Annotated in this window: 18 protein-coding genes and 1 riboswitch; of the genes, 2 read left to right on the top strand and 16 right to left on the bottom strand. The window is 62.6% G+C overall.

The window, feature by feature from the left end; genetic code table 11:
* Nucleotides 1-38: 38 nt before the first annotated feature.
* The 6 genes from apaH to lptD all read right to left on the bottom strand — a co-directional run bounded on the left by apaH (nucleotide 39) and on the right by lptD (nucleotide 6,800).
* Nucleotides 39-890: a bis(5'-nucleosyl)-tetraphosphatase (symmetrical) ApaH gene (apaH, locus tag AWX27_RS12175; protein WP_060422423.1), complete on the bottom strand. Its 852-nt coding sequence runs from the start codon at nucleotides 888-890 to the stop codon at nucleotides 39-41.
* Between the two features lie 2 nt (nucleotides 891-892).
* Entirely contained in the window at nucleotides 893-1,270 is a 378-nt protein-coding gene (gene apaG, locus AWX27_RS12180) for a Co2+/Mg2+ efflux protein ApaG (protein WP_016929119.1), read from the bottom strand.
* A gap of 12 nt (nucleotides 1,271-1,282) precedes the next feature.
* The gene (rsmA, locus tag AWX27_RS12185) at nucleotides 1,283-2,101 is read right to left on the bottom strand and encodes a 16S rRNA (adenine(1518)-N(6)/adenine(1519)-N(6))-dimethyltransferase RsmA (protein ID WP_060422426.1); all 819 of its coding nucleotides are present in this window, start codon (nucleotides 2,099-2,101) and stop codon (nucleotides 1,283-1,285) included.
* Nucleotides 2,094-3,086 (bottom strand): 4-hydroxythreonine-4-phosphate dehydrogenase PdxA, encoded by a 993-nt coding sequence (gene pdxA / locus AWX27_RS12190; protein ID WP_033649277.1) that lies wholly within the window; start codon nucleotides 3,084-3,086, stop codon nucleotides 2,094-2,096. The genes rsmA and pdxA overlap by 8 nt, the downstream gene beginning before the upstream one ends.
* The gene (gene surA, locus AWX27_RS12195; RefSeq protein ID WP_048232625.1) at nucleotides 3,073-4,374 is read right to left on the bottom strand and encodes a peptidylprolyl isomerase SurA; all 1,302 of its coding nucleotides are present in this window, start codon (nucleotides 4,372-4,374) and stop codon (nucleotides 3,073-3,075) included. The genes pdxA and surA overlap by 14 nt, the downstream gene beginning before the upstream one ends.
* 65 nt (nucleotides 4,375-4,439) lie before the next feature.
* Nucleotides 4,440-6,800: an LPS assembly protein LptD gene (lptD, locus tag AWX27_RS12200; protein ID WP_060422429.1), complete on the bottom strand. Its 2,361-nt coding sequence runs from the start codon at nucleotides 6,798-6,800 to the stop codon at nucleotides 4,440-4,442.
* A 228-nt stretch (nucleotides 6,801-7,028) separates the two neighbouring features.
* Here lptD and djlA point away from each other — a divergent pair, with 228 nt between their 5' ends.
* Nucleotides 7,029-7,850 carry a co-chaperone DjlA gene (gene djlA, locus AWX27_RS12205; protein WP_015376627.1) on the top strand — a complete coding sequence of 274 codons (822 nt, stop codon included), beginning with the start codon at nucleotides 7,029-7,031 and terminating at the stop codon, nucleotides 7,848-7,850.
* A gap of 143 nt (nucleotides 7,851-7,993) precedes the next feature.
* Here djlA and rluA read toward each other — a convergent pair whose 3' ends face one another.
* The 3 genes from rluA to AWX27_RS12220 form a co-directional block, all read right to left on the bottom strand.
* Complete coding sequence (rluA, locus tag AWX27_RS12210) at nucleotides 7,994-8,644, bottom strand: bifunctional tRNA pseudouridine(32) synthase/23S rRNA pseudouridine(746) synthase RluA (protein WP_060422432.1); 651 nt, start codon at nucleotides 8,642-8,644, stop codon at nucleotides 7,994-7,996.
* 57 nt (nucleotides 8,645-8,701) lie between these two features.
* On the bottom strand, nucleotides 8,702-11,608 hold the full coding sequence (rapA, locus tag AWX27_RS12215; protein WP_060422435.1) for an RNA polymerase-associated protein RapA: 2,907 nt from the start codon (nucleotides 11,606-11,608) through the stop codon (nucleotides 8,702-8,704).
* Between the two features lie 247 nt (nucleotides 11,609-11,855).
* Nucleotides 11,856-14,222 carry a DNA polymerase II gene (locus AWX27_RS12220; protein ID WP_060422439.1) on the bottom strand — a complete coding sequence of 789 codons (2,367 nt, stop codon included), beginning with the start codon at nucleotides 14,220-14,222 and terminating at the stop codon, nucleotides 11,856-11,858.
* Between the two features lie 214 nt (nucleotides 14,223-14,436).
* Here AWX27_RS12220 and AWX27_RS12225 point away from each other — a divergent pair, with 214 nt between their 5' ends.
* Complete coding sequence (locus AWX27_RS12225) at nucleotides 14,437-15,213, top strand: DedA family protein (RefSeq protein ID WP_038873425.1); 777 nt, start codon at nucleotides 14,437-14,439, stop codon at nucleotides 15,211-15,213.
* 29 nt (nucleotides 15,214-15,242) lie between these two features.
* On the opposite strand, the gene ilvN is transcribed toward AWX27_RS12225, so the two are convergent.
* The 7 genes from ilvN to sgrR form a co-directional block, all read right to left on the bottom strand.
* Nucleotides 15,243-15,536: an acetolactate synthase small subunit gene (gene ilvN, locus AWX27_RS12230; RefSeq protein WP_016929110.1), complete on the bottom strand. Its 294-nt coding sequence runs from the start codon at nucleotides 15,534-15,536 to the stop codon at nucleotides 15,243-15,245.
* Nucleotides 15,537-15,539: 3 nt separating this feature from the next.
* Nucleotides 15,540-17,234, bottom strand: coding sequence for an acetolactate synthase large subunit (ilvB, locus tag AWX27_RS12235; RefSeq protein ID WP_060422442.1), 1,695 nt, complete (start codon nucleotides 17,232-17,234; stop codon nucleotides 15,540-15,542).
* 111 nt (nucleotides 17,235-17,345) lie between these two features.
* The gene (gene ivbL, locus AWX27_RS25090; RefSeq protein ID WP_154747116.1) at nucleotides 17,346-17,459 is read right to left on the bottom strand and encodes an ilvB operon leader peptide IvbL; all 114 of its coding nucleotides are present in this window, start codon (nucleotides 17,457-17,459) and stop codon (nucleotides 17,346-17,348) included.
* Nucleotides 17,460-17,547: 88 nt separating this feature from the next.
* Nucleotides 17,548-18,252: a thiamine ABC transporter ATP-binding protein ThiQ gene (gene thiQ / locus AWX27_RS12240; protein WP_038873430.1), complete on the bottom strand. Its 705-nt coding sequence runs from the start codon at nucleotides 18,250-18,252 to the stop codon at nucleotides 17,548-17,550.
* Entirely contained in the window at nucleotides 18,239-19,846 is a 1,608-nt protein-coding gene (thiP, locus tag AWX27_RS12245) for a thiamine/thiamine pyrophosphate ABC transporter permease ThiP (RefSeq protein WP_060422444.1), read from the bottom strand. The genes thiQ and thiP overlap by 14 nt, the downstream gene beginning before the upstream one ends.
* A complete protein-coding gene (gene thiB, locus AWX27_RS12250) occupies nucleotides 19,822-20,808 on the bottom strand; it encodes a thiamine ABC transporter substrate binding subunit (protein WP_060422445.1) in 987 nt (328 codons plus the stop codon). Before thiB ends, thiP begins: the two co-directional genes overlap by 25 nt.
* Nucleotides 20,809-20,865: 57 nt before the next feature.
* A riboswitch (TPP riboswitch) is annotated at nucleotides 20,866-20,984 on the bottom strand.
* 37 nt (nucleotides 20,985-21,021) lie between these two features.
* On the bottom strand, nucleotides 21,022-22,683 hold the full coding sequence (sgrR, locus tag AWX27_RS12255) for an HTH-type transcriptional regulator SgrR (protein WP_060422447.1): 1,662 nt from the start codon (nucleotides 22,681-22,683) through the stop codon (nucleotides 21,022-21,024).
* Nucleotides 22,684-22,687 lie beyond the last annotated feature (4 nt).

A 22,687-nucleotide genomic window follows, 5' to 3' on the forward strand; every position in this document is an offset into this window, starting at 1 on the left:
GAGAACCAAGGCGGCCTGGGCCGCCTTTATGTTTGTTTTCAGGACGCGGCCAGTCTGCCGTCGTGGTCAGGCGCTTCGCCACGGTTGGCGGGCTGCGTGAAGTAACGGCGGTCTTCCCAGCGCAGCATCGTCAGATCGCCGCCCCAGCAGCAGCCGGTATCCAGCCCGATTACGCCTTCCGGCGTGCCCTTGCCTTCCAGCGAGGCCCAGTGACCGAAGACGATGGTGTATTCCGGATCCACCAGGCGCGGCAGCTCGAACCACGGCTTCAGCGGCGCCGGCGCGGTGCCCGGCGCATCTTTGCAGATCATGTCGAGCTGGCCGTTGGGGAAGCAGTAGCGCATGCGCGTGAGCGCATTGGTGCTGAAACGCAGGCGCGCCAGGCCGCTCAGTTCCGGCGCCCAGTTGTTCGGCATGTCGCCGTACATGGCGTCGAGAAACAGCGGGTAGCTGTCGCTGCTCAAGACCGCTTCCACTTCGCGCGCGCACATTTTCGCGGTGTCGATATCCCACTGCGGGGTGATGCCGGCGTGCGCCATCACCAGCTTTTGCTCATCGTCCACCTGCAGCACCGGTTGGCGGCGCAGCCAGTTGATCAGCTCGTCGGCGTCCGGCGCTTCCAGCAGCGGGGTGATGCGATCTTTGGGTTTGTTGCGGCTGATGCCAGCGTAGACCGCCAGCAGGTGCAGATCGTGGTTGCCCAGCACCATGCGCACCGCCGGGCCGAGCGAGCGCACGAAGCGCAGCACGTCCAGCGAGGCGGGGCCGCGCGCCACCAGATCGCCGGTCAGCCACAGCCGATCGCGCTCGGGATCGAAAGCAGCCTGAGCCAGCAGCGACTTCAGTTCATCGTAACAGCCGTGAACGTCGCCGATAAGGTATGTCGACATAATTAATGGATCAGCGTTGGAATGGCTAAGCGAAACACGGGAATAGCGGTGCGGAACGGTTGACCCTGATGGTCCACCATTTCGTAATGGCCTTCCATGGTGCCCAGCGGCGTTTCCAGAATCGCGCCGCTGGTATACTGAAACTCTCCGCCGGGCGGAATGACAGGCTGTTCGCCGATCACGCCTTCGCCCTGAACTTCGGTTTGGCGGCCGTTGCTGTTGGTGATCAGCCAGTAACGGCCCAGCAGTTGCACGTCGGTCCGCCCCAGATTGCGGATAGTGATGGTATAGGCGAAGACGTAACGCTCTTCTTCAGGGATCGACTGTGATTCCACATAGATGCTCTGAACCTGAATACACACGCGGGGCGAATCAATCATGACAACAACTCCTTATTGCTGCGGCGTCGGATTGGCTGACAGCCAGTTCGCCAGCTTGCAGTACTGTGCCACAGAAATATTTTCTGCTCTGAGCGAAGGATCGACGCCCAGCTCCGTCAGCTGCTCCGGCGTGAACAGGTCGCCCAGGCTATTGCGGATGGTTTTCCGCCGCTGGTTGAACGCCTGCGTGGTGATGCGGCTCAGCATGCGCACGTCGCCCACCGGGTTCGGCAGCACGCTGTGCGGCACCAGGCGCACCACGGCGGAATCGACCTTCGGCGGCGGCGCGAACGCGGTCGGCGGCACTTCCAGCACAGGAATGACGTTGCAGTAGTACTGCGCCATCACGGTCAAACGCCCGTAGGCCTTGCTGTTCGGGCCGGCCACCAGACGGTTGACCACCTCTTTTTGCAACATAAAGTGCATGTCGCGGATTGCCTGAGTATAGCTGAAAAGGTGGAACATCAGCGGCGTCGAAATATTGTACGGCAGGTTACCAAATACGCGCAGCGGTTGGCCAGCTTCCTCGGCCAGTTCGGCGAAATTCACCGTCATGGCGTCCTGCTGGTGGATGGTCAGCTTGTCTTTCAGCCGCGGGTGGTTCTCCAGCCGGGTGGCCAGATCGCGGTCCAGTTCGATCACCGTCATGCGGTCCATGCGTGCGCCGACCGGCTCGGTCAGGGCGCCGAGGCCGGGGCCGATCTCGACCACCGCTTCGCCCGGCTGCGGGTGAATGGCGGAGACAATGCTATCGATGACAAACTGATCGGTTAAAAAGTTTTGTCCAAAGCGTTTGCGGGCAAAGTGCCCTTGGTGGACTCTGTTATTCATTACAATTAATTATCATTTTAATGGCGAGATTCAGGGCCGTTTGGAAACTGCCGACATCGGCGGTGCCGGTGCCGGCCAGTTCCAGAGCGGTACCGTGGTCGACCGAGGTGCGTATGAAAGGCAAACCGAGGGTGATATTCACCGCGCGGCCGAACCCTTGGTATTTTAGCACCGGCAGCCCCTGATCGTGATACATCGCCAGCACCGCATCGGCATCTTGCAGATATTTGGGCTGGAACAGGGTGTCCGCCGGCAGCGGGCCGACAAGATGGATGCCTTCAGCGCGCAGCGCGTCGAGCGCCGGGATGATGGTGTCTATCTCTTCGTGCCCCATATGGCCGCCTTCCCCGGCGTGGGGATTCAGGCCGCAAACGTAAATGTGCGGCCGGGCGATGCCAAATTTGGTTTTCAGATCGTGGTCGAGGATGCGGATGACTTCGAACAGGCTCTGTTGCGTGATGGCGCCCGGCACCGCCAGCAGCGGCAGGTGGGTGGTCGCCAGCGCCACGCGCAGCTCTTCGGTCGCGAGCATCATCACCACGCGATCGCAGCGGCTGCGATCGGCAAAGAATTCGGTATGGCCGATAAACGGCACGCCGGCGTCGTTGATCACGCCCTTGTTCACCGGGCCGGTGATCAGCGCAGCGAATTCGCCGTTCAGGCAGCCGTCGCAGGCGCGCGCCAGGGTTTCCACCACGTAGGCACTGTTGCCGACGTTGAGCTCCCCGGCGGTGACCGGGTGAGCGAGCGGAACCGGCAGTACGGTCAGCGTGCCGGCGCGTTGCGCTTCGGCCGGTTGCTGCGGCTGGTAGTCGCGCAGCGTCAGCGGCAGGCCCAAACGCTTGGCGCGTTCAAGCAGCAGGGCCGGATCGGCGCACACCACCAGCTCAACAGGCCAATCCTGTTGCGCCAGCGCTGCCACCAAATCCGGCCCTACCCCGGCGGGTTCGCCGGGGGTAATGACGACGCGTTTATTGCTGTGCATCGCTGCCATCGAGGATCTTCACGTAAGCCTGGGCGCGCTGTTCCTGCATCCAGGTCTGCGCTTCTTCGGCGAACTTACGGTTGAACAGCATGCGGTAAGCGCGATCTTTTTGCGCGGCGTCGGTCTTATCCACCTGGCGGGTATCCAGCAGCTGGATCAGGTGCCAACCGAAGGAAGAGTGGACCGGCGCGCTGATTTCACCCTTGCTCAGCTTCAGCAACGCATCGCGGAAGGCCGGATCGTAGATGTCCGGGGAAGCCCAGCCCAGATCGCCGCCCTGCATGGCGGAACCTGGATCCTGCGACAGCTGTTTGGCTTCGTCGGCAAACTTGGCGCGGCCGCTCTTGATCGCTTCCGCAACGGATTGCAGCTTGGCGCGCGCCTGATCGTCGGTCAGCACCACCGAAGGTTTCAGCAGGATGTGACGGGCGTGCACTTCGGTAACCGACACCGACTGGCTCGCGCCGCGGATGTCGTTCACTTTCAGGATGTGGAAGCCGACGCCGGAACGGATTGGGCCGACGACGTCGCCTTTCTTGGCGCTCACCAGACGTTCCGCGAACAGGGTCGGGATCTCTTGCAGCTTGCCCCAGCCCATGTTGCCGCCTTTCAGCGCCTGAGAGTCGGCGGAGTAGGTGATCGCCAGCTTGCCGAAGTCGGCGCCGCTGTTGATCTCACCCACCAGGCGTTTGGCCAGCTCTTCGGCTTTGTCGACCTGCTGCTGAGACGGGTTCTCCGGCAGCGGGATCAGGATGTGGCTGATGTTCATTTCGGTGTCGCTGCCGTTCTGCGCGCCCACCTGTTTGGCCAGCGAGTCCACTTCCTGCGGCAGGATGGTGACGCGGCGGCGCACTTCGTTGTTACGCACTTCGGAGATCAGCATCTCTTTGCGGATCTGCGAACGGTAGGTGTTGTAGTTCAACCCTTCGTACGACAGGCGGCTGCGCAGCTGATCGACGCTCATCTTGTTTTGTGCGGCGATATTGGCGATCGCTTTATCCAGATCGGCGTCGGACACGGTGATGCCCATTTTCTTGGCCATCTGCAGCTGGATGTTATCCATGATCAGGCGTTCGATGATCTGATGGCGCAGCGTCTTGTCGTCCGGCAGCTGTTGGCCGGCCTGCTGGGCGTTGAGCTTCACTGACTGCAACAGACCGTTGACGTCGCTTTCGAGTACCACGCCGTTATCCACGACGGCGGCGACTTTATCCACTTCTTGGGGTGCTGCGAACGCGGCATTGGCGCAAACCACCAATCCGAGAATAAGCGTTCTCCAGTTCTTCATACATTTCCCATTATGTAATCCGCAAATGCGGGTGAAAGTTCTCGTTTTCAAAGTGTTGCAAAGCGTCAGAATGCGCGCTGATACGGCAGAATGCCGGAGCGCAGCATTTCTGCGGAGCCGAGACTATGATCGCTGCTCAGGCCGCGCAGTTCGACGTTGAACGAAACTCTGTTGTCGTAAACGCTGGTATTGTTGCTGTTGTTCCAGTCGGTGATCTTGCGCTCATAGCCCAGGGTCACTGCCCAGCAGCAGGTGTTGTACTTCAGCCCCACCAGCTGATCGGCGGATTGTTTGGCGCGGGTGTCGTAATAATACGCCCCGACCACCGCCCAACGATCGGCGATCGGCCAGCTGCCGGTGATGCCCACCTGCGAGATGCCGTCCTGGAAGGCCGGAACCGTTTTGGTGTTCAACGCCGTCTGGATATATTCCGGCGTGGCGTAACGGTAGTTCAGCTGCACCACGCGCTCGGCATCCTGGCGGTATTCCACCACGCCGTTGCCCAGCGAGACGCTGTTCAGGCGGGTGTCGTACTGCAGGCCGCCGCGCAGGCCCCAACGATCGTCGATTTTCCAATAGGTATCGCCGGCCCAGGCCACGCTGCCGGTATCGTCGTTGTTGTCGTACCCGGTTACCTGGTCGCCGGTGCGCGAACGGCTGAAGTAGTAGATTTGACCCACGGAAGCGTTAAAACGTTCAACCAGCGCGTCATCATAAATGCGGGTGGTCAAACCGGTGGAGACGCGGTTCTGCGAAGCGATGCGATCCAGGCCGCTGTAGGTGCGGTCGCGGAACAGGCCGGAGTAGTCGGTCTGCAGCAGCGTGGTGTCGTAGGTGTAGATGTTGCTCTGGTCGCGGTACGGCACGTACAGGTACTGCACGCGCGGCTCCAGCGTCTGGGTGGCGCCTTCGGCCCAGATCATCGGTCGTTCGAATACCAGCTTGCCGTCAACCTTGAACTGCGGCAGTACGCGGTTGACCGAGTCATCAAGTTCCGGTGCAGCGACGCCTTTACGGCTCTGGTAGTTGGCGGCGAAACCGTCAGGAATATCCTGCTGGTAATGGGTCGCCATCACCTTGGCTTCGGTGTTCAGGCTGGCCCAGCCGTTGGTCAACGGCAGGTTGAGCGTCGGCTCCATATGCAGACGGGTGGCGTCCGGGCTGTATGGGTTGACGCTGGTGAACTTGGCCGCCTGACCGTAGATATGGAAGTCGAACGGGCCGAGGTCGTTCTTGTAGTAGTTCAGATCCAGCTGTGGCTGGACTTTATACGAGTCCGACTGTGAACGATCGGTGTCGTCGTAAATCTGGAACTGTTTGGAGCTCAGCGTGGCGTTCCAGTTCTCGTTGGCATAGCCGAGGCTGAATTTCTGCGTGGCGTAGCCGTCAGTGGTGGAGCCGTACTTGGAGTCCAGGTCGGTGAAGTATTTAGAGTCGCTGACCTTGGTATAGTCGACGTTGAAGCGCCACACCTGATCCATGACGCCGTTGTGGTTCCAGTAGAACAACCAGCGTTTGTTGTCGTCATGATCTTTGCCGTATTCCTTGTCGTCCGGCAGCCAGTCGAACTCCATCAGGCCGAGGCCCGGCTGCACCAGATAACGGAACTCGGTCTGCCACTGCAGGCCGCGCTTGGACATATAGTGCGGCGTGATGGTGGCGTCGTAGTTCGGCGCGATGTTCCAGTAGTACGGCAACATGAACTCGAAGCCGTTGTTGCTGCCGTACTTGGCGTTCGGGATCAGGAAGCCGGAACGGCGCTTGTCGCCGACCGGCAGCTGCAGGTACGGGCTGTAGAACACCGGCACGCCGCCGATGCGGAAGCGGGCGTTCCACACTTCCGCCACCTGTTCTTCGCGATCGTGGATCACTTCGGAGCCGACCACGCTCCAGCTGTCGTCGCCCGGCAGGCAGGAGGTAAAGGTGCCGTTTTCCAGAATGGTGTAACGGTTGGCGCCGCGCATCTTCATCTTGTCGGCGTCGCCGCGCCCCTGGCGGCCTACCATCTGGTAGTCGCCTTCATAGACGTCGGTATCTTTGGTGTTCAGGTTCGACCAGGCCTTCGGGCCTTTCAGTTTGATCTGATTGTCGCTGTAGTGCACGTCGCCGGTGGCGGTGACGGTACGCACCGGCTCCGTCTGGCCGGGTTTTTCCGTCTGGTTCAGCTCAACTTCTTTGGCGGTCAGGGTGCTGTTGCCCTGCTCGACGCGCACGTTGCCGCTGAACAGGGCACTTTTCGGGTAGTCGGCGCGCGAGTCATCGGCATTGATCGTCACCGGTTGGCTGTTCGGATCGCCGCTGACCAAAGGCTTGTCGTAAACGGGAACGCCAAGCATGCATTGCTCGGCCAGATCAGCCAGCGCATGCTGACTGTAGAGTGCCGTCCAAATCATCGTGGCCAGCAGTGTTGGGAAACTTTTTTTCATACGCGGTTTTGGTGTTCCGTCATCAGAGGCGTCATGTCCGGCAAACGGTCAGAGACTATATTACTCATCTGCGTTGCGCTAGTGCTAAATCCAGCCGTTTACTTGCGTCGTCGTTAGGCGCAAAGATAAATGACAGGTATGATAATCCAAATTCTAGGAAAAATCGCCTGCACCCTTTCCTGAAGCGAAGGGGAGTGGGCGGCTTTCGGCATGATAATTGAGGAGTATATGCAGTATTGGGGAAAACTGCTCGGCGTCATCGTCGCCATCTGGTCTGGCGCGGGATTCTGGGGTGTAGTTCTGGGGCTGATTATCGGTCATATGATCGATACGGCGCGCAGCAACAAGCGCAGCCGGGGGTTCTTCACCGACCAGCAAACGCGGCAAACGCTGTTTTTCCGCACCACTTTTCAGGTGATGGGCCACCTGACCAAATCCAAAGGACGCGTTACCGAGGCGGATATCCAGATCGCCAGCCTGTTCATGGATCGCCTGCAGCTGCATGGCGAAGCGCGCACCGCGGCGCAGCAGGCGTTCCGCGAGGGCAAACAGAGTCAGTTCCCGCTGCGTGAGACGCTGCAGCAGTTCCGCAGCATCTGTTTTGGCCGCTTCGATTTGATTCGGATGTTTCTGGAAATTCAGATTCAGGCGGCGTTCGCCGACGGCTCGCTGCACCCGAACGAACGCCAGGTGCTGTACGTCATCGCCGAGGAGCTGGGTATTTCGCGCGCGCAGTTCGACCAGTTCCTCAGCATGATGGAAGGTGGGCGCCAGTTCGGCGGCGGTCAGCAGGGCGGATATTCGCAGGGCGGCTATCAGCAGGCTCAGCGCGGCCCGACGCTCGACGACGCGTGCAAGGTGCTCGGCGTGCGCAGCAGCGACGATGCCGCCACCATCAAACGCGCCTACCGCAAACTGATGAGCGAACACCATCCGGATAAGCTGGTGGCGAAAGGCTTGCCGCCGCAGATGATGGAAATGGCCAAGCAGAAAGCGCAGGAGATTCAGGCGGCGTACGACCTGATCAAACGCGAGAAAGGCTTTAAATAACGATACCCGTCATACTTCGAGCTGCAGGTGTGTTGGCTGCCCGCGCTTACCCCGGTCACGTACTTTTTGTACGCTCCCGGGGCTGCGCTTAGTTGCCGCCTTCCTGCAACTCGAATTATTTAGGGTATCCCTGGGTGATGCGCTTAGAAATCCGGCTCGGCGCGAAAGTGCATCGGCGTCTGGAAGGCGGGGTGGGTGATGCGCAGCTCTTGCGCATGCAGCTGCAGCCGCGGCGCCATCGCCTTGGCCTCCGGCGGGGCGTAGAAACCGTCGCCGAGGATCGGATGCCCCAGCGCCAGCATGTGCACCCGCAGCTGATGCGAGCGGCCGGTGATCGGCGTTAGCTTCACGCGGGTGCTGCCGTCGGCGTCGCGCGACAGCACCCGATACTCCGTTTGCGCCGCTTTGCCGGTGTCAAAACACACTTTCTGCAGCGGCCGGTTCGGCCAATCGCAGATCAGCGGCAAGTCCACCAACCCTTCGTCATGCTCCATATGCCCCCAAACGCGGGCGATATAGGATTTCTTCGGTTCGCGTTCGCGAAACTGACGCTTCAGCTCACGCTCGGCGGCCTTGTTGAGCGCCACCACGATCACCCCGCTGGTGGCCATGTCCAGCCGGTGCACCGATTCGGCGGCCGGATGATCGGCCTGAATACGGGTCATCAGGCTGTCTTTGTTTTCCGGCGTGCGGCCGGGCACCGACAGCAAGCCGCTGGGCTTGTTGACCACCATGATGTGTTCATCCTGATACAGGATGTGCAGCGGGTCCTGCGGGGGATTGTAGGGTTCCATCTTGGCTCCGCGATAAGGGCCGAACGGGGAGGCGGTTGCCTCCCCGCGTCGCGCCGGTTACTGGTGGGTGACCACCACCAGACGAATGGCGTCCAGGCGCCAGCCGGCTTCATTGAGGTTGGCCAGCACCTGACGGCGGTTGAACTCCAGCGCTTCGACTTCGTCGTCGCGGATGTTCGGGTTGACCGCCTTCAGCGCTTCCAGACGCGCCAGCTCGGCGCTCAGCTTGTCGTCCGCCTCTTGCTTCGCCTGTTCGATAAGCGTGCGCGCCTGCGCTTCCACCAGGCTTTCCGCCTGCTGCAGCATGGCGTGCACGTCTTGCTGCACGGCGTTGACCAGCTTGCTGGAGGTGTGGCGATTGACCGCGTTCAGCTGGCGGTTGAAGCTTTCGAACTCGACCTGCGCCGCCAGGTTGGTGCCCTTGCGGTCCATCAGCATGCGGATCGGCGTCGGCGGCAGGAAGCGGGTCAGCTGCAGGTGCTTCGGCGCCTGGGCTTCTACCACGTAAACCAGCTCAACCAGCAGGGTGCCGACCGGCAACGCTTTGTTTTTCAACAGGGACACTGCGCAGCTGCCGGTGTCGCCGGAGAGGATCAGATCCAGGCCGTTGCGGATGATCGGGTGCTCCCAGCTGACGAACTGCGCGTCTTCGCGCGACAGCGCCCGATCGCGGTCGAAGGTGACGGTGCAGCCGTCCTGCGGCAGGCCCGGGAAGTCCGGCACCAGCATATGATCGGACGGCGTCAGCACGATCAGGTTGTCGCTGCGGTCTTCCTGATTGATGCCGACGATGTCGAACAGGTTGAGCGCGAAGCCCACCAGATTGACGTCGTTATCCTGCTCGGCGATGGCGGCGGCCAGCGCCTGGGCTTTGTCGCCGCCGTTGGAGTGCATCTCCAGCAGGCGGTCGCGGCCCTGTTCCAGCTGCGCTTTCAACTGATCGTGCTGCTGGCGGCAGGCGTGGATGAATTCGTCGAAGCCTTCCTGTTCGGTCGGCGCGGCCAGATAGCCGATCAACTGCTCGTAGCAGCTGTCGTAGATGGTGCGGCCGGTCGGGCAGGTGTGTTCGAAGGCATCCAGCCCCTCGTGGAACCAGCGGCCCAGCACCGCCTGCGCGGTGTGCTCCAGGTAAGGCACCATGATTTGGATATCGTGCATCTGGCCGATACGGTCCAGACGGCCGATACGCTGCTCCAGCAGATCCGGGTTGAACGGCAGATCGAACATCACCAGCTGGCTGGCGAACTGGAAGTTGCGGCCTTCGGAGCCGATCTCGGAACACAGCAGCACCTGCGCGCCTTCCTCTTCGGAGGCGAAGTAGGCGGCGGCGCGGTCGCGCTCGATGATCGACAGCCCTTCGTGGAACACCGCGGCGCGGATCGCTTCACGCTCGCGCAGTACCTGCTCCAGCTGCAGCGCGGTGTCGGCCTTGGCGCAGATCACCAGCACTTTTTCGTTGCGGTTGGCCAGCAGATAGTCCAGCAGCCACTCGACGCGCGGGTCGAAGTTCCACCAGGTGGCGTTTTCGCCTTCGAATTCCTGGTAGATCTGCTCCGGGTACAGCATGTCGCGCGCGCGCGCTTCGACGGACTTCTTGGCGCCCATGATGCCGGAGACTTTGATCGCGGTCTGGTACTGGGTCGGCAACGGCAGCTTGATCTGGTGCAGGTTGCGGTGCGGGAAGCCCTTCACGCCGTTACGGGTGTTGCGGAACAGCACGCGGCTGGTGCCGTGGCGATCCATCAGCATGGAAACCAGCTCCTGACGCGCCTGCTCGGCGTTGTCGCCTTCGCTGTTGGCGGCTTTGAGCAGCGGTTCGATGTCCTGCTCGTCGATCAGCTCGCCCAGCAGGTTCAGCTTGTCATCGGCCAGGCGCTCACCGCTCAGCAGCAGGGTGACGGCGTCGGCCACCGGGCGGTATTTCTGCTGCTCGGCAACGAAATCGCCGTAGTCGTGGAAACGGCTCGGATCGAGCAGGCGCAGGCGCGCGAAGTGGCTCTGTTGGCCCAGCTGCTCCGGTGTGGCGGTCAGCAGCAGCACGCCGGGGATATGCTCGGCCAGCTGTTCGATCACCTGATATTCGCGGCTTGGCGCTTCTTCGCTCCAGGCCAGGTGGTGCGCTTCGTCGACCACCAGCAGATCCCACTGGGCGTCCGCCAGTTCTTCCAGGCGCTGCTTGTTGCGGCGTACGAAGTCCAGCGAGCAGATCACCAGCTGTTCGGTTTCGAACGGGTTGCTGCTGTCGAGCTTGGCTTCGGCGTAGCGGCTGTCGTCGAACAGCGAGAAGTAGAGGTTGAAGCGGCGCATCATCTCCACCAGCCACTGGTGCTGCAGCGTTTCCGGCACCACGATCAGCACGCGCTCGGCGCGGCCCGCCAGCAGCTGCTGGTGGATGATCATGCCGGCTTCGATGGTTTTGCCGAGGCCGACTTCGTCCGCCAGCAGGACGCGCGGCGCATGGCGCTGGCCGACTTCATGGGCGATGTGCAACTGGTGCGGGATCAGGCTGGCGCGCATGCCGCGCAGGCCGGCGAACGGCAGGCGATACTGCTCGCTCTGGTATTTGCGCGCGCGGAAACGCAGCGCGAAACGATCCATGCGGTCGATTTGGCCGGCGAACAGACGATCCTGCGGTTTGCTGAAGGTCAGCTTGCTGTCCAGCAGGACTTCGCGCATCGCCACGCCGCTTTCCTGGGTGTCCTGACGGGTGCCGATATAGGTCAACAGACCGTTTTCCTCTTTCACCTCTTCCACCTGCAGCTGCCATCCCTCGTGGCTGCTGACGGTATCGCCCGGGTTGAACATCACGCGGGTGATCGGCGAATCGTTTCTGGCATAGAGGCGGTTTTCACCGGTGGCGGGGAAAAGCAGGGTAATCATGCGCGCGTCCAGCGCCACGACGGTGCCCAGTCCTAATTCGCTTTCCGTGTCGCTGATCCAGCGTTGACCAAGAGTAAAAGGCATATATTGTCGGCTCGATTCTTTGTAAGTAAGTCTTGTTACCGGGCGGGAAGGGCCGCGGCACCTGTACTGAACGTCTGCTAATCCCGGTTTGTTTTAAATTTGACGGGCAATAGCCGTTCACGCCATGCAGACGTCGCGAGACGGCAGGGCTAAGCGTGGTTCAGTTTTGGGAAGGGCGCTATGGTAATGGAAGGCGGCGCGTTCGTCACCTGCAAAACCGGATGATTTTTCTTAACCTGGCGCAATCTCAAAACAGCCCCATCTGCCCGGTGACCAGCGTGGTGAAATCGTCGTGCAAGAAAGGGAGTATAGCGTCTGCCACCGGTTGCAGCTGGCGTTCGAGGTAATGCTGATAGTCGATGGGCGAATGGCGCGTTTCCAGCGGTTCCGGCCCGGCGACGGTCATCACGTAGCTGATCCAGCCGCCGTTCTGATACTGCAGCGGCCGCCCCTGGCTGCGGTTGTAGTCATCGGCGATGCGCGCGGCGCGGGCGTGCGGCGGCACGTTGCGCTGATAGTCGTCAAGCTTTCTGCGCAGGCGCTTGCGGTACACCAGCTGATCGTCGAAGTTGCCGTTCAGGGTTTTGCCGACGTAGTCGCGCACATAGTCCTGGTAGGGTTGCCGTTTGAAGATGCGCTGATAGAGCTGCTGCTGGAACTGCTGCGCCAGCGGCGTCCAGTCGGTGCGCACCGTTTCCAGACCTTTGTACACCATCTCTTCCTCGCCGCCGGCGCGTGCGATCAGGCCGGCGTAGCGCTTCTTGCTGCCCTGTTCGGCGCCGCGAATGGTCGGCATCAGGAAGCGGGAATAGTGGGTTTCGAACTCAAGCTCCAGCGCGTTCTCCAGCCCGAACTGCTGCTGCAGATGCTGCCGCCACCAGGCGTTGACCCGCTGCACCAGCGCCCGGCCGATCTGCGCCGCCTGCTGCTCGTCATGCGGCTGTTTCAGCCACACGAAGGTGGAGTCGGTATCGCCGTAAATCACCTGATAGCCTTCGGCTTCGATCAGCTCGCGGGTTTGGCGCATGATCTCGTGGCCGCGCAGGGTGATCGACGACGCCAGTCGCGGATCGAAGAAGCGGCAGCCGCTCGATCCCAGCACGCCGTACAGCGCGTTCATGATGATCTTCAGCGCCTGTGACAGGGGCTTGTTGTGCTGGCGCTTGGCGGCCTCGCGCCCCTGCCAGATCTGCTCGACGATCGCCGGCAGGCAGTGTTTGCTGCGCGAGAAGCGGGCGTTGCGAAAGCCGGGCACCGAGTCGGCGTCGCTGGGGTGGCGCATGCCTTCCACCAACCCGACCGGATCGATCAGGAAGGTGCGGATGATCGACGGGTATAGGCTTTTATAGTCCAGCACCAGCACCGAATCGTACAGGCCGGGCTGGGAGTCCATCACGAAGCCGCCGGGGCTGTGTTCCTCCGGCTGTTCGCCGAGGTTGGGGGCGACAAAGCCCAGGCGATGCATGCGCGGTATATAGAGGTGGCTGAAGGCCGCCACCGATCCGCCGCTGCGATCGGCCGCCAGCCCGGTGACGGTGGCGCGTTCCAGCAGGAAGTTGAGCAGGTCGGCCTTGGCGAAGATGCGCGTCACCAGCTCGCAGTCCTTCAGGTTGTAGCGGGCCAGCGCCGGCTTGTCTTCGGCGAAGCGTCGGTCGATCTCCGCCATGCGCTGATAAGGGTTGTCGATCGCCTTGCCTTCACCCAACAGCGCCTGCGAAACGTATTCCAGGCTAAAGGAGGGGAAGTTCCAGGTGGCGGATTTCAGCGCTTCGATGCCGTCGATGATCAGGCGGCCGGCGGCGGCGGCGAAAAAGTGGTTCTGTTTGAAGCCGTGCTCGCGCCACTCCAGCAGGTTGCCGCCGCGCCCCAGCCGCAGCGGGATCTGGTAGCGTTCGGCGTGCTTTTGCAGCACCCGCAGATCGAACTGCACCAGGTTCCAGCCGATGATGGCGTCAGGATCGTGGCGCTCCAGCCACGCGTTCAACCGTTCCAGCAACTGGGGGCGGCTGGCGCAGTATTCCAGATCGAAATCCAGCGGCGCATCGCCGCCGTTGGCCGGCCCCAGCATGTAGACCTGGCGCTGGCCGCAGCCTTCCAGTGCGATGGAGTAAAGTTCGCCGTGGGCGGTGGTTTCGATATCCAGCGACACCAGCCTGAGCGTCGGGCGGTAGTCCGGCGCCGGCTTCATCTGGCCATTGAGCAACGGCCCATCGCCGTTGCCCTGGCCGTTGAACCACACCGGCGCGGTGATGAAGCGTTCCATCAGGTAGCGCTCGGGCGGGCGAATGTCGGCCTCGTAGACCGTAACGCCGCCTTCCCGCAGCAGTTTTTCCAGCTTGATGAGCTGACGGTGCTGGCGGCAGTACAGCCCCAGCATCGGGCGGTGATGAAAATCCGTCAGCGCCAGCGGTTTCAGTTCGACTTGCCGTTCTTCCCGCAGCAGCAGTTCCGCGCGCGGCTTTTGTTCGGCGGGGATAAACGCCACCGAGGTTTGCGGCGGTAGACGCAACTGACGCGGGCCCGCGTCGGTCGCCAGCCAAAATTCGACCTCGGTGCCGGCGGGCGTGTCGCGCCAGTGGCGAGTGAGCAGGAAACCCTGTTGCAGTGCTGTCATAACCCCTTCGTCTTCCGCCGGGCGGCGTGCGCGACATTCAGCGAGATGTCGGTTTTAGCGCTAATATAGATAAATTATAGTATGGGTTTTTATACAGTGATTGTCCATTGCCGCGCGGCGTTGCCAAATACGCATACAATTCATCGATTGACTCGTCTGCGGCGGCACTGGAAAATCCTTCGCCCCGTTTGGCCGAATAATCCGCAGAGGTGTAATGGAAGCCTATTTACAAGATTTGATCACCCAGTCACTGGCTTTCACCCTGATGGTCGTCCTGCTGGTCGCTTTTCTCGAGTCGCTGGCGCTGGTGGGGCTGCTGCTGCCCGGCACGGTGATGATGGCCAGCATCGGCGCCCTGATCGGCAGCGGCAAGGTGGACTTCTACTACGCCTGGGCGGCGGGGATCGTCGGCTGCCTGCTCGGCGACTGGATCTCCTATTTCGTCGGCCGCGCCTTCAAAGGGCCCTTGCACCGCTGGTCGTTCCTGAAGAAGAACAAAGCGCTGCTCGACAAAACCGAACACGCCTTGCACCAGCACAGCATGGCGACCGTTCTGATCGGCCGCTTCGTTGGCCCGACGCGCCCGCTGGTGCCGATGGTGGCCGGCATGCTCGATCTGCCGCCGTACAAGTTTGCCTTGCCGAACATCATCGGCTGCCTGACCTGGCCGCCGGTCTATTTTTTCCCCGGCATCCTGGCGGGCGTGGCGATCGACATTCCCGCCGGCGCCAACAGCGCGATGTTCAAGTGGTTGCTGCTCGCCGCGGCGCTCACCCTCTGGCTGGCGGTGTGGCTGAGCTGGCGCTGGTGGCGTGAGGGCAAGCGCAACGCCGATCGGCTGAGCCGTTGGCTGACGCCGCTGCGGCTGCGCGTGGTGTGCGCCGTGAGTTGGCTGGCGGCGCTGGCGGTCGGTTATCTGCTGAGCCAGCAGCCGCTGATGCCGGTGTATCGGCACCTGTTGTGGCAGGTGCTGTCCGGGCAATCATCATAATGGATAGGGGGCGTCAGCCCCCGTTCGCCTTACTGGAAGAACGCTTCCAGCTGTTCAAATACCCGCACGTCTTCGCTGTGGCGCTTCACCTGCAGCACGTCCTCCAGCTTTTCCACCTGGCTTATCATCTGCTCCAGCCGTTGGTCGTCGGCCACCAGTAGCCAAATGCGGCTCTGCTGGCCGTCCTTCAGCGGCAGGCACAGAATGCCTTCGACGTTGAACGCGCGGCGAGCGAACAGCCCGCAAACGTGCGACATGACACCGGGATGGTTGCGCACGGCCAGCTCCAGGATCACCTGGGGTTTATCTTGTGGTTGCAGCATGGCTTATTCTCCAATCATGTCGATGTTGGCGGCGCCCGGCGGCACCATCGGGAACACTTTTTCGTTGATGTCGATCAGCGCGTGGATCAGGCAGGGGCCCGGGCGTTGGATCGCTTCGGCCAGCGCGGCCTGCGGATCTTCCGCGGCGTTCAAATCGCAGGTGTCCAGCCCGAATCCGGCGGCGATCTTCAGGAAGTCGGTGCGCTTCGGATAGGCGGCGGCGAAGATGCGCTGCTGGTAGAACAGGGTTTGCTGCTGGTGCACCAGCCCCAGCGCCTGGTTGTTCATCAAAATGATTTTCACATCCAGATCGTGTTCGACCGCGGTGGCCATTTCCTGAATGTTCATCATCAGGCTGCCGTCGCCGGAGAAGCACAGCACTTTACGCTCAGGCTCCGCCAGCGCCGCGCCGATCGCCGCCGGCAGACCGAAGCCCATGGTGCCCAGGCCGCCCGACGTCAGCCACTGGCGCGGCCGGCTCAGCGGATAGGCCTGCGCCACCCACATCTGATGCTGGCCCACGTCGGTGGTGATAATGGCGCTGTCGTCCACGCAGCGCGCGGCGGCCAGCACCAGGCCGTAATGGCTCAGCGGATCGTCGGCGTTCGGCATGTTGAACGGGAACTCGCGTTTCAGGTCGTTGACGGTGCTCAGCCACGCGCTGCGCGGCTGCGTGTCGATCTGCGGCAGCAGCTGTTGCAGTACCTGGCCGACGTCGGCATGGATCGCCACGTTGGCCTGTTTGACCTTGCCCAGCTCGGCGCGGTCGATATCCACGTGAATGATGGCGGCGTTAGGGCAGAACTGCTCGGTTTTGCCGATTGCCCGATCGTCGAAGCGCGCGCCCAGCACGATCAGCAGATCCGCCTCCTGCAGAATGAAGTTGGTGCTGCGCGCCGCGTGCATGCCCAGCATGCCCAGCGACAGCGGGTGTTCCACCGGCATCGTCCCCAGCGCCATCAGCGTCATGGTGGTAGGCAGACCGGCGCGTTCGGCCAGTTCCAGCGCCTGCCGGTGAGCGTCGGCGCAGATGATGCCGCCGCCCAGGTAGAGGATCGGGCGTTTCGCCTGGTTGATCATCGCGGCGGCCTGCGAAACCAGCGCCGGATCGAAGCTCGGTGCGGCGTCCGGCACGGCGATCGGCGGCAGCTCTTCCAGGGTGATGGTGGCGGTCTGCACGTCTTTCGGCACATCGATCCAGACCGGGCCGGGGCGGCCGGACTCGGCGATGCGGAACGCGTCGCCGATCACCTGTGGCAGTTCGCGGATATCGCGTACCAGATGGTTGTGCTTGGTGATCGGAATGGAAATGCCGTAGGTATCCACCTCCTGGAAGGCGTCGGTGCCGATCATCGAGGAGGGCACCTGACCGGTGATGCACACCAGCGGAATGGAGTCGAGCTTGGCGTCGGCGATGGCGGTGACCAGGTTGGTGGCGCCCGGCCCGCTGGAGGCGATGCATACCGCCGCTTTGCCGTTGGCGCGCGCCATGCCCTGCGCCATAAAGCCCGCGCCCTGTTCGTGGCGCGCCAGCACGTGGTGAATGCGGGTGCTTTGGCTCAGCGCGTCATACAGCGGCAGCGCGGCGCCGCCGGGGATGCCGGCGACGGTGGTGATGCCCTGCCGCTCCAGCAGATGAACGATCAATTGTGCGCCGGTGAAGCTGGTGCCCGGTTGAGGCGTGCCCGAAGTTGCCATGTTCCTGTCCTTTCTCAAGGCCGGTGAGCTTTTCTGGGCAGGGTGCTAAAACAAGAAACCCCGCCCGGTTTGCGCCGGCGGGGTTTGGGAATCGATGCGTTGATTCGGACCCTACGGCGCATTGCCGACGACCACCACCACACGCACGACGACCACCGCGGCTGGTAGCGCGGTAACTAGTAGGGTCGAAGTCAGCGAGGATGCGATCACAGGGAACCTTATCATCAGTAAAAAAAGTCAGGTTTTTATAAAAGCACAGGCGCAAAATTCGCACAACAGGTTTATTGGCGCAGCATAAAAAACGCGCGTCAGATCACGCTTTGCCCGAAATGCCCAGCACGCGCGCTTCGGGCGCGCTGCCGTCCAGCAGGGCCTGCGTCGGGCCGTCGTAGTAAATGCGCCCGTCGACTACCAGCAGCGTGCGCGGCGCGATGCGCGCGGCGTCGTCGAGGTTGTGCGACACCATCAGCAGCGTCAGGTTGCGCTGTTCGCACACCGTCTGCAGCAGTTGCAGCATCTCGTTGCGCAGCGCCGGATCGAGCGCCGAGAAGGGCTCGTCGAGCAACAGGATCGGCCGTTGGCGAATCAAACAGCGCGCCAGCGCGGCGCGCTGACGCTGACCGCCGGAAAGCTGCGACGGCAGGCGCTCCAGGTGCTCCTCCAGACCGACCTGACGGGCGATATGCGCCCGCTGTTGGCGCTGCTGTTCAGTCAGGCGCAGACCGGGATCCAACCCCAGCCCGATGTTCTGCGCCACCGTCAGGTGCGCGAACAGGTTGTTCTCCTGAAACAGCATCGACACCGGCCGTTTGGCCGGCGGCGTGGCGGTGTGGTCTTCGTCGTTCAGCAGCAGCCGGCCGCTGGCCGCCGGCAGAAAACCGGCGATTAAACTCAGCAGGGTGCTTTTACCGGCGCCGCTGGGGCCGAGCACCGCGACGCGCTCGCCCGGCTGGATGCGCAGATCAAAGCGCATCGGCAGGTGTTCGTACAGATAGGTCAGTTTTTCAAGCGTCAGCATGGCGCCCCGGTAAGCGTTCGATCAGGGTAAACAGCAGGAAACACAACAGCAGCAACAGCAGCGCGGTCACCGCCCCGTCGTTGCTGCGATAGGCGCCAATCTGCTGATACAGGTAAAAAGGCAGGGTACGGAAATGCTCGTTGCCAAACAAGGCGACCACGCCGAAATCGCCGATCGACAGCACGCAGGCGAAGGCCAGCGCCTGCGCCAGCGGGCGACGCAGCGCGCGCAGTTCGATCAGCCGCAGCCGTTGCCAGCCGTGGATATCCAGCGACAGGCACAGCGGGTTGTAACGTTCGGCGAGGTCGCGCATCGGGTTCTCCAACACCTTCAGCGCATAGGGCACCGCCATCAGCGCATTGGTGAGGATCACCAGCGCATAGGGCGACTGCGGCAGCCCGATCGTATCGCTCAGCAGCAGGAAGAAGCCGGTGGCCAGCACGATGCCCGGCATCGCCAGGATCACCATGCCGCTCAGCTCCAGCGCCTGGCCGCCGCGCAGGTGCTGCCGCAGCTTCAGCTCGCGGCTGCTCCACAGCAGCATCATCGTGAGCGCCACGCACAACAGCCCGGCGCCGAGGGCGATGCGCAGCGACGTGAACAGCGCCTGCCACAGCACCGGCTGGCGCAGCACGCTGACGACGGCCTGATTGGCGCCGTCGGCGATCACCGCCAGCAGAGGCGGCAGCAGCAGCAGCAGCGCGGCGGCGATCAGCAGAAAATCGCTGACGCGCCGCCACAGGTTGTCTTCCGGGTTGCGCCAGCGCTGGGCGTGGGTATGGCCCACCGGCAGCGCCTGGCTCAGCCGCTGGCTGATCAACACCAGCCCCAGACAACAGCTTAACTGGATCAGCGCCAGCATGGCGGCGCGGCCCAGATCGTAGTCGTAACTCAGCGCCTGATAGATCGCCAGTTCGATGGTGGTGGCCTGCGGCCCGCCGCCCAGCGACAGCACGGTGGCGAAGCTGGCGAAGCACAGCATGAAGATCAACGCGCCGCTCGGCAGGATCTGGCGGCGCAGCGCCGGCCATTCGACGAAGCGGAACTGCTGCCAACCATTCATGCCCAGCTGGGCGGCCAGCTGGCGCTGCTCTACCGGGATATTCTCCAGCGCCTGCAGCAACAGGCGGGTGGCCAGCGGCAGGTTAAAGAACAGGTGCGCCAGCAGAATGCCCTGCAGGCCGTAGGGCGAGAAGCCATACTCGACGCCCAGCCAGCCGCACAGCGTCGCCAGCCAGCCCTGGCGCCCATAGACGCTGAGCAGGCCGAATACCGCCACCAGCACCGGCAGCACCAGCGTCATGGCGCACAGCCGCAGCAGCAGTTGCCGGCCGGGGAAACGGCGGCGATAGAGCGCGCGCGCCAGCAGAACGGCGGGCAGCACCGAAATCAGCGCCGACAGCAGCGCCTGCCAAAAGGTGAAGCGCACCACGTGCCACAGGTAGCTGTCCTGCCACAGGCCGCGCCAGTCGCTGTCCGGCGCGTGACGCCACAGCGAGCCCATCGCCAGCGCGGCGACCAGCAGGATCACGCCGGCGGCCAGCAGCCCCGGCCAGAGCCAGCGGGGGATCAGCGGCTGACGGCGGTTTGCCATGCCCGGATCCAACCGCCGCGTTGTTTGGCCACCTCTTCGGCGCTGTATTGCAACGCGGTATGCGGCACGTTCATCTGCTCAAAGCCGACGGGCAGTGGGGTGTTGATCACCGGGTACATCCAGTTGCCGGTCGGGATGGTGTTCTGGAAGGCCGGCGTCACCATGAACTGCATGAAGCGCTCCGCCAGCTCAGGCTGTTTGGCGGCCTTCAGCTTGCCCGCCACTTCCACCTGCAGGTAGTGGCCTTCGCTGAACGTGGCGGCGGCGTAGAGATCTTTTTTCTCTTCGATCAGGTGATAGGCGGGAGAGGTGGTGTAGCTGAGCACCAGATCGCCTTCGCCTTTCAGGAACAGGCCGTAGGCTTCGCTCCAGCCTTTGGTGACGGTGACGGTCTTCTTCGCCAACTGCTGCCAGGCGGCCGGCGCCTTGTCGCCATACACTTTTTGCATCCACAGCAGCAGGCCGAGGCCCGGCGTGCTGGTGCGCGGATCTTCGTAGATCACTTTCCAGTTGCGATCGCTGCTGACCAGCTCCTGCAGGCTTTTTGGCGGGTTCTTCAGTTTTTCTTTGTTGTAGACGAAGGCGAAGTACCCGTAGTCGTAAGGCACGAAGGTCGCGTCCTGCCAGCCGCCCGGCACCGTCAGTTTGGCGGTGTCGACGTCGCTCGGCGCGAACAGGCCGGTTTGCTGCGCCGCCTGCAACAGGTTGTTGTCCAACCCCAGCACCACGTCGGCGGCGCTGTTCTTGCCTTCCATGCGCAGGCGGTTCAGCAGCGAGACGCCGTCTTCCAGCGCGACGAACTTCAGTTCACAGTCGCACTCGGCTTCGAAGGCTTTTTTTACCGCCGGGCCAGGGCCCCAGTCGGCGGCGAAGGAATCGTAGGTGTAAACCGTCAGCGTCGGCTTGGCGAACACCGGCGCGGCACACAGCAGCAATAAGCAGGGCAGATATGTTTTGACCACGTTGCACTCCTGAAAAATAAGGGGGCAAGGGCATCTGAGGGGGCGAGGCGGCGTCGCCGGTTCGCTGGGCTCAAATCCCTCCGCCGGTATTGACCGGATCAGGTTCGACGGGTGTGCTCTCAGCGGAAAATCGGGCTTATCACGCGGCCCGACTTACCGCACCCCGTTGAGACGGCGCTATTGTAAAGATTAACCGACCCGGGCGAAAGGCGCTTATGCCTCCGGCGGGGCAAACCAGGCGGACTTGAAGTCGAACCAGCCGAGGGTGTTCATCCGCACGCCGCGCATGCTGCGCTGGCCGTGCAGCTGCAGCCAGTGGTGGAACAGCGGATGCAGCTGGTGGTTGCTGACCAGACGCTGGCAGAACTCGGCCAGCGGCAAGCGGTTGGCGCGCCACAGCGCCGCGTCCTGCGCCAGATCTTCGTTCATGCAATGCTGCATCAGCGGCAGTTCGTACAGCGTGGCGAACAGCGAAAACTCCAGCGGCAGATAGAAGTTGGCGCTGCCGAGCCACAGATCGCTGCGCGCGTCGCCCTGGTGCCAGGTGGCGTAATCCACGCTTTGCACGATCAGGCGGATGCCGTGCTGTGCCAGCAGCGGTTCTATCGCCTGGCGGATGGCGTGAAACTCCGAATGTTCATTGAAGTGGGTCATCGTCAGTTCGGTCAGGCCCGCGGGCTTGGGCTGCTGCGCCAGCGTGCGGTTGTGGTGCCAGCGCGGCAGCAGGCCGTACGCCGGCGACCAATAGCGCTGGTAGAGCGGCCCGGCGTGGCTCAGCAGCGAAATGGGGTTGATCAATTCGCACAGCCAACTGCGAATGGCGGGGTCGGCGGCCAGCGGAGAACGCTGATCGAACAGCAGGAAATAGCAACCCTCTTCCAGCCGGCTTTCCAGCTCGCTGTTGCCGGTTTCATCGCCCTGCAGCTGCACGCCGGAGTGCACCAGCTCTTCGGAAAACTCCGGCAGCACCCAGATGTTCACCTCGTCGATCAGCGCCCGGTAGCCAAAATAGTCGTCGAAGGCGTGGATCTTCATCTGGCTGGGAAGGTTGCGCACCACGCGGTAGGGGCCGGTGCCGACCGGATGGCGGGCGAAATCCGGCAGTTCACGCCATTCGCGCGGCAGGATCATGGCCTGCACGCTGCCCAGCAGCCAGGGCAGCCAGTGGTCGGGGCTGCGCAGCTGCACGTCGATAACGAACGGCGTCGGCGAGGTGACGCTCTCGATATGCGAGAACAGCGGTTGCGAGGTCAGTCGCGAAAGGGAAGTGATGACGTCTGCCATCTCCAGCTCGCGGCCGTGATGAAAATGGATCGCCGGGCGCAGGTAAAACCGCCAGTGCAGAGGCGTCAGCGCCTGCCAATGGTGAGACAGATCGGACTCGAGTTCCCCGTTTTCCTCATTTATGCGCGTCAGGCCGTTGAAGATCTGGCGCGCCAAATGGGTCTCCGAACGCCGCAGCGCCGAGCCGGGCAGCAGGTTGTACAGCTGCCGGTAGTAGAGCACCCGCAGGATGTGTTTACCCTGGCGGAAGCTGCGCCCCAGCTGCGACAGCAGCATCTGGCGCACCACGTTTTTGTCGCCCACCAGCTGCACCAACTGATCGATGCGGTCCTGCTCCAGCAGCTCCTCGGCCCGCTGTTGCTGCAGCGCCAGGCCGGTGTAGTGGAACGTGAGCCGTGAACGCTTGCCGCGCCCCGACTCCGCCTGCCAGGTGAGCCAGCCTTCCCGCTGCATGGCGCTCAGCAGGGAGCGCACGTGGCGCCGCGAACAGCTCAGCACCTCCGCCAGTGCCTGCAGCGTGGTGTCGGTTGTTTCACCGTGGCAACGTTGCCACAGACGGATGAACTGCTGCTGCAATCGGGACGTAGACATAAAA

The sequence above is a fragment of the Serratia sp. 2880STDY5682894 genome, assembly GCF_001537385.1.
Lineage (GTDB): Bacteria > Pseudomonadota > Gammaproteobacteria > Enterobacterales > Enterobacteriaceae > Serratia > Serratia nevei.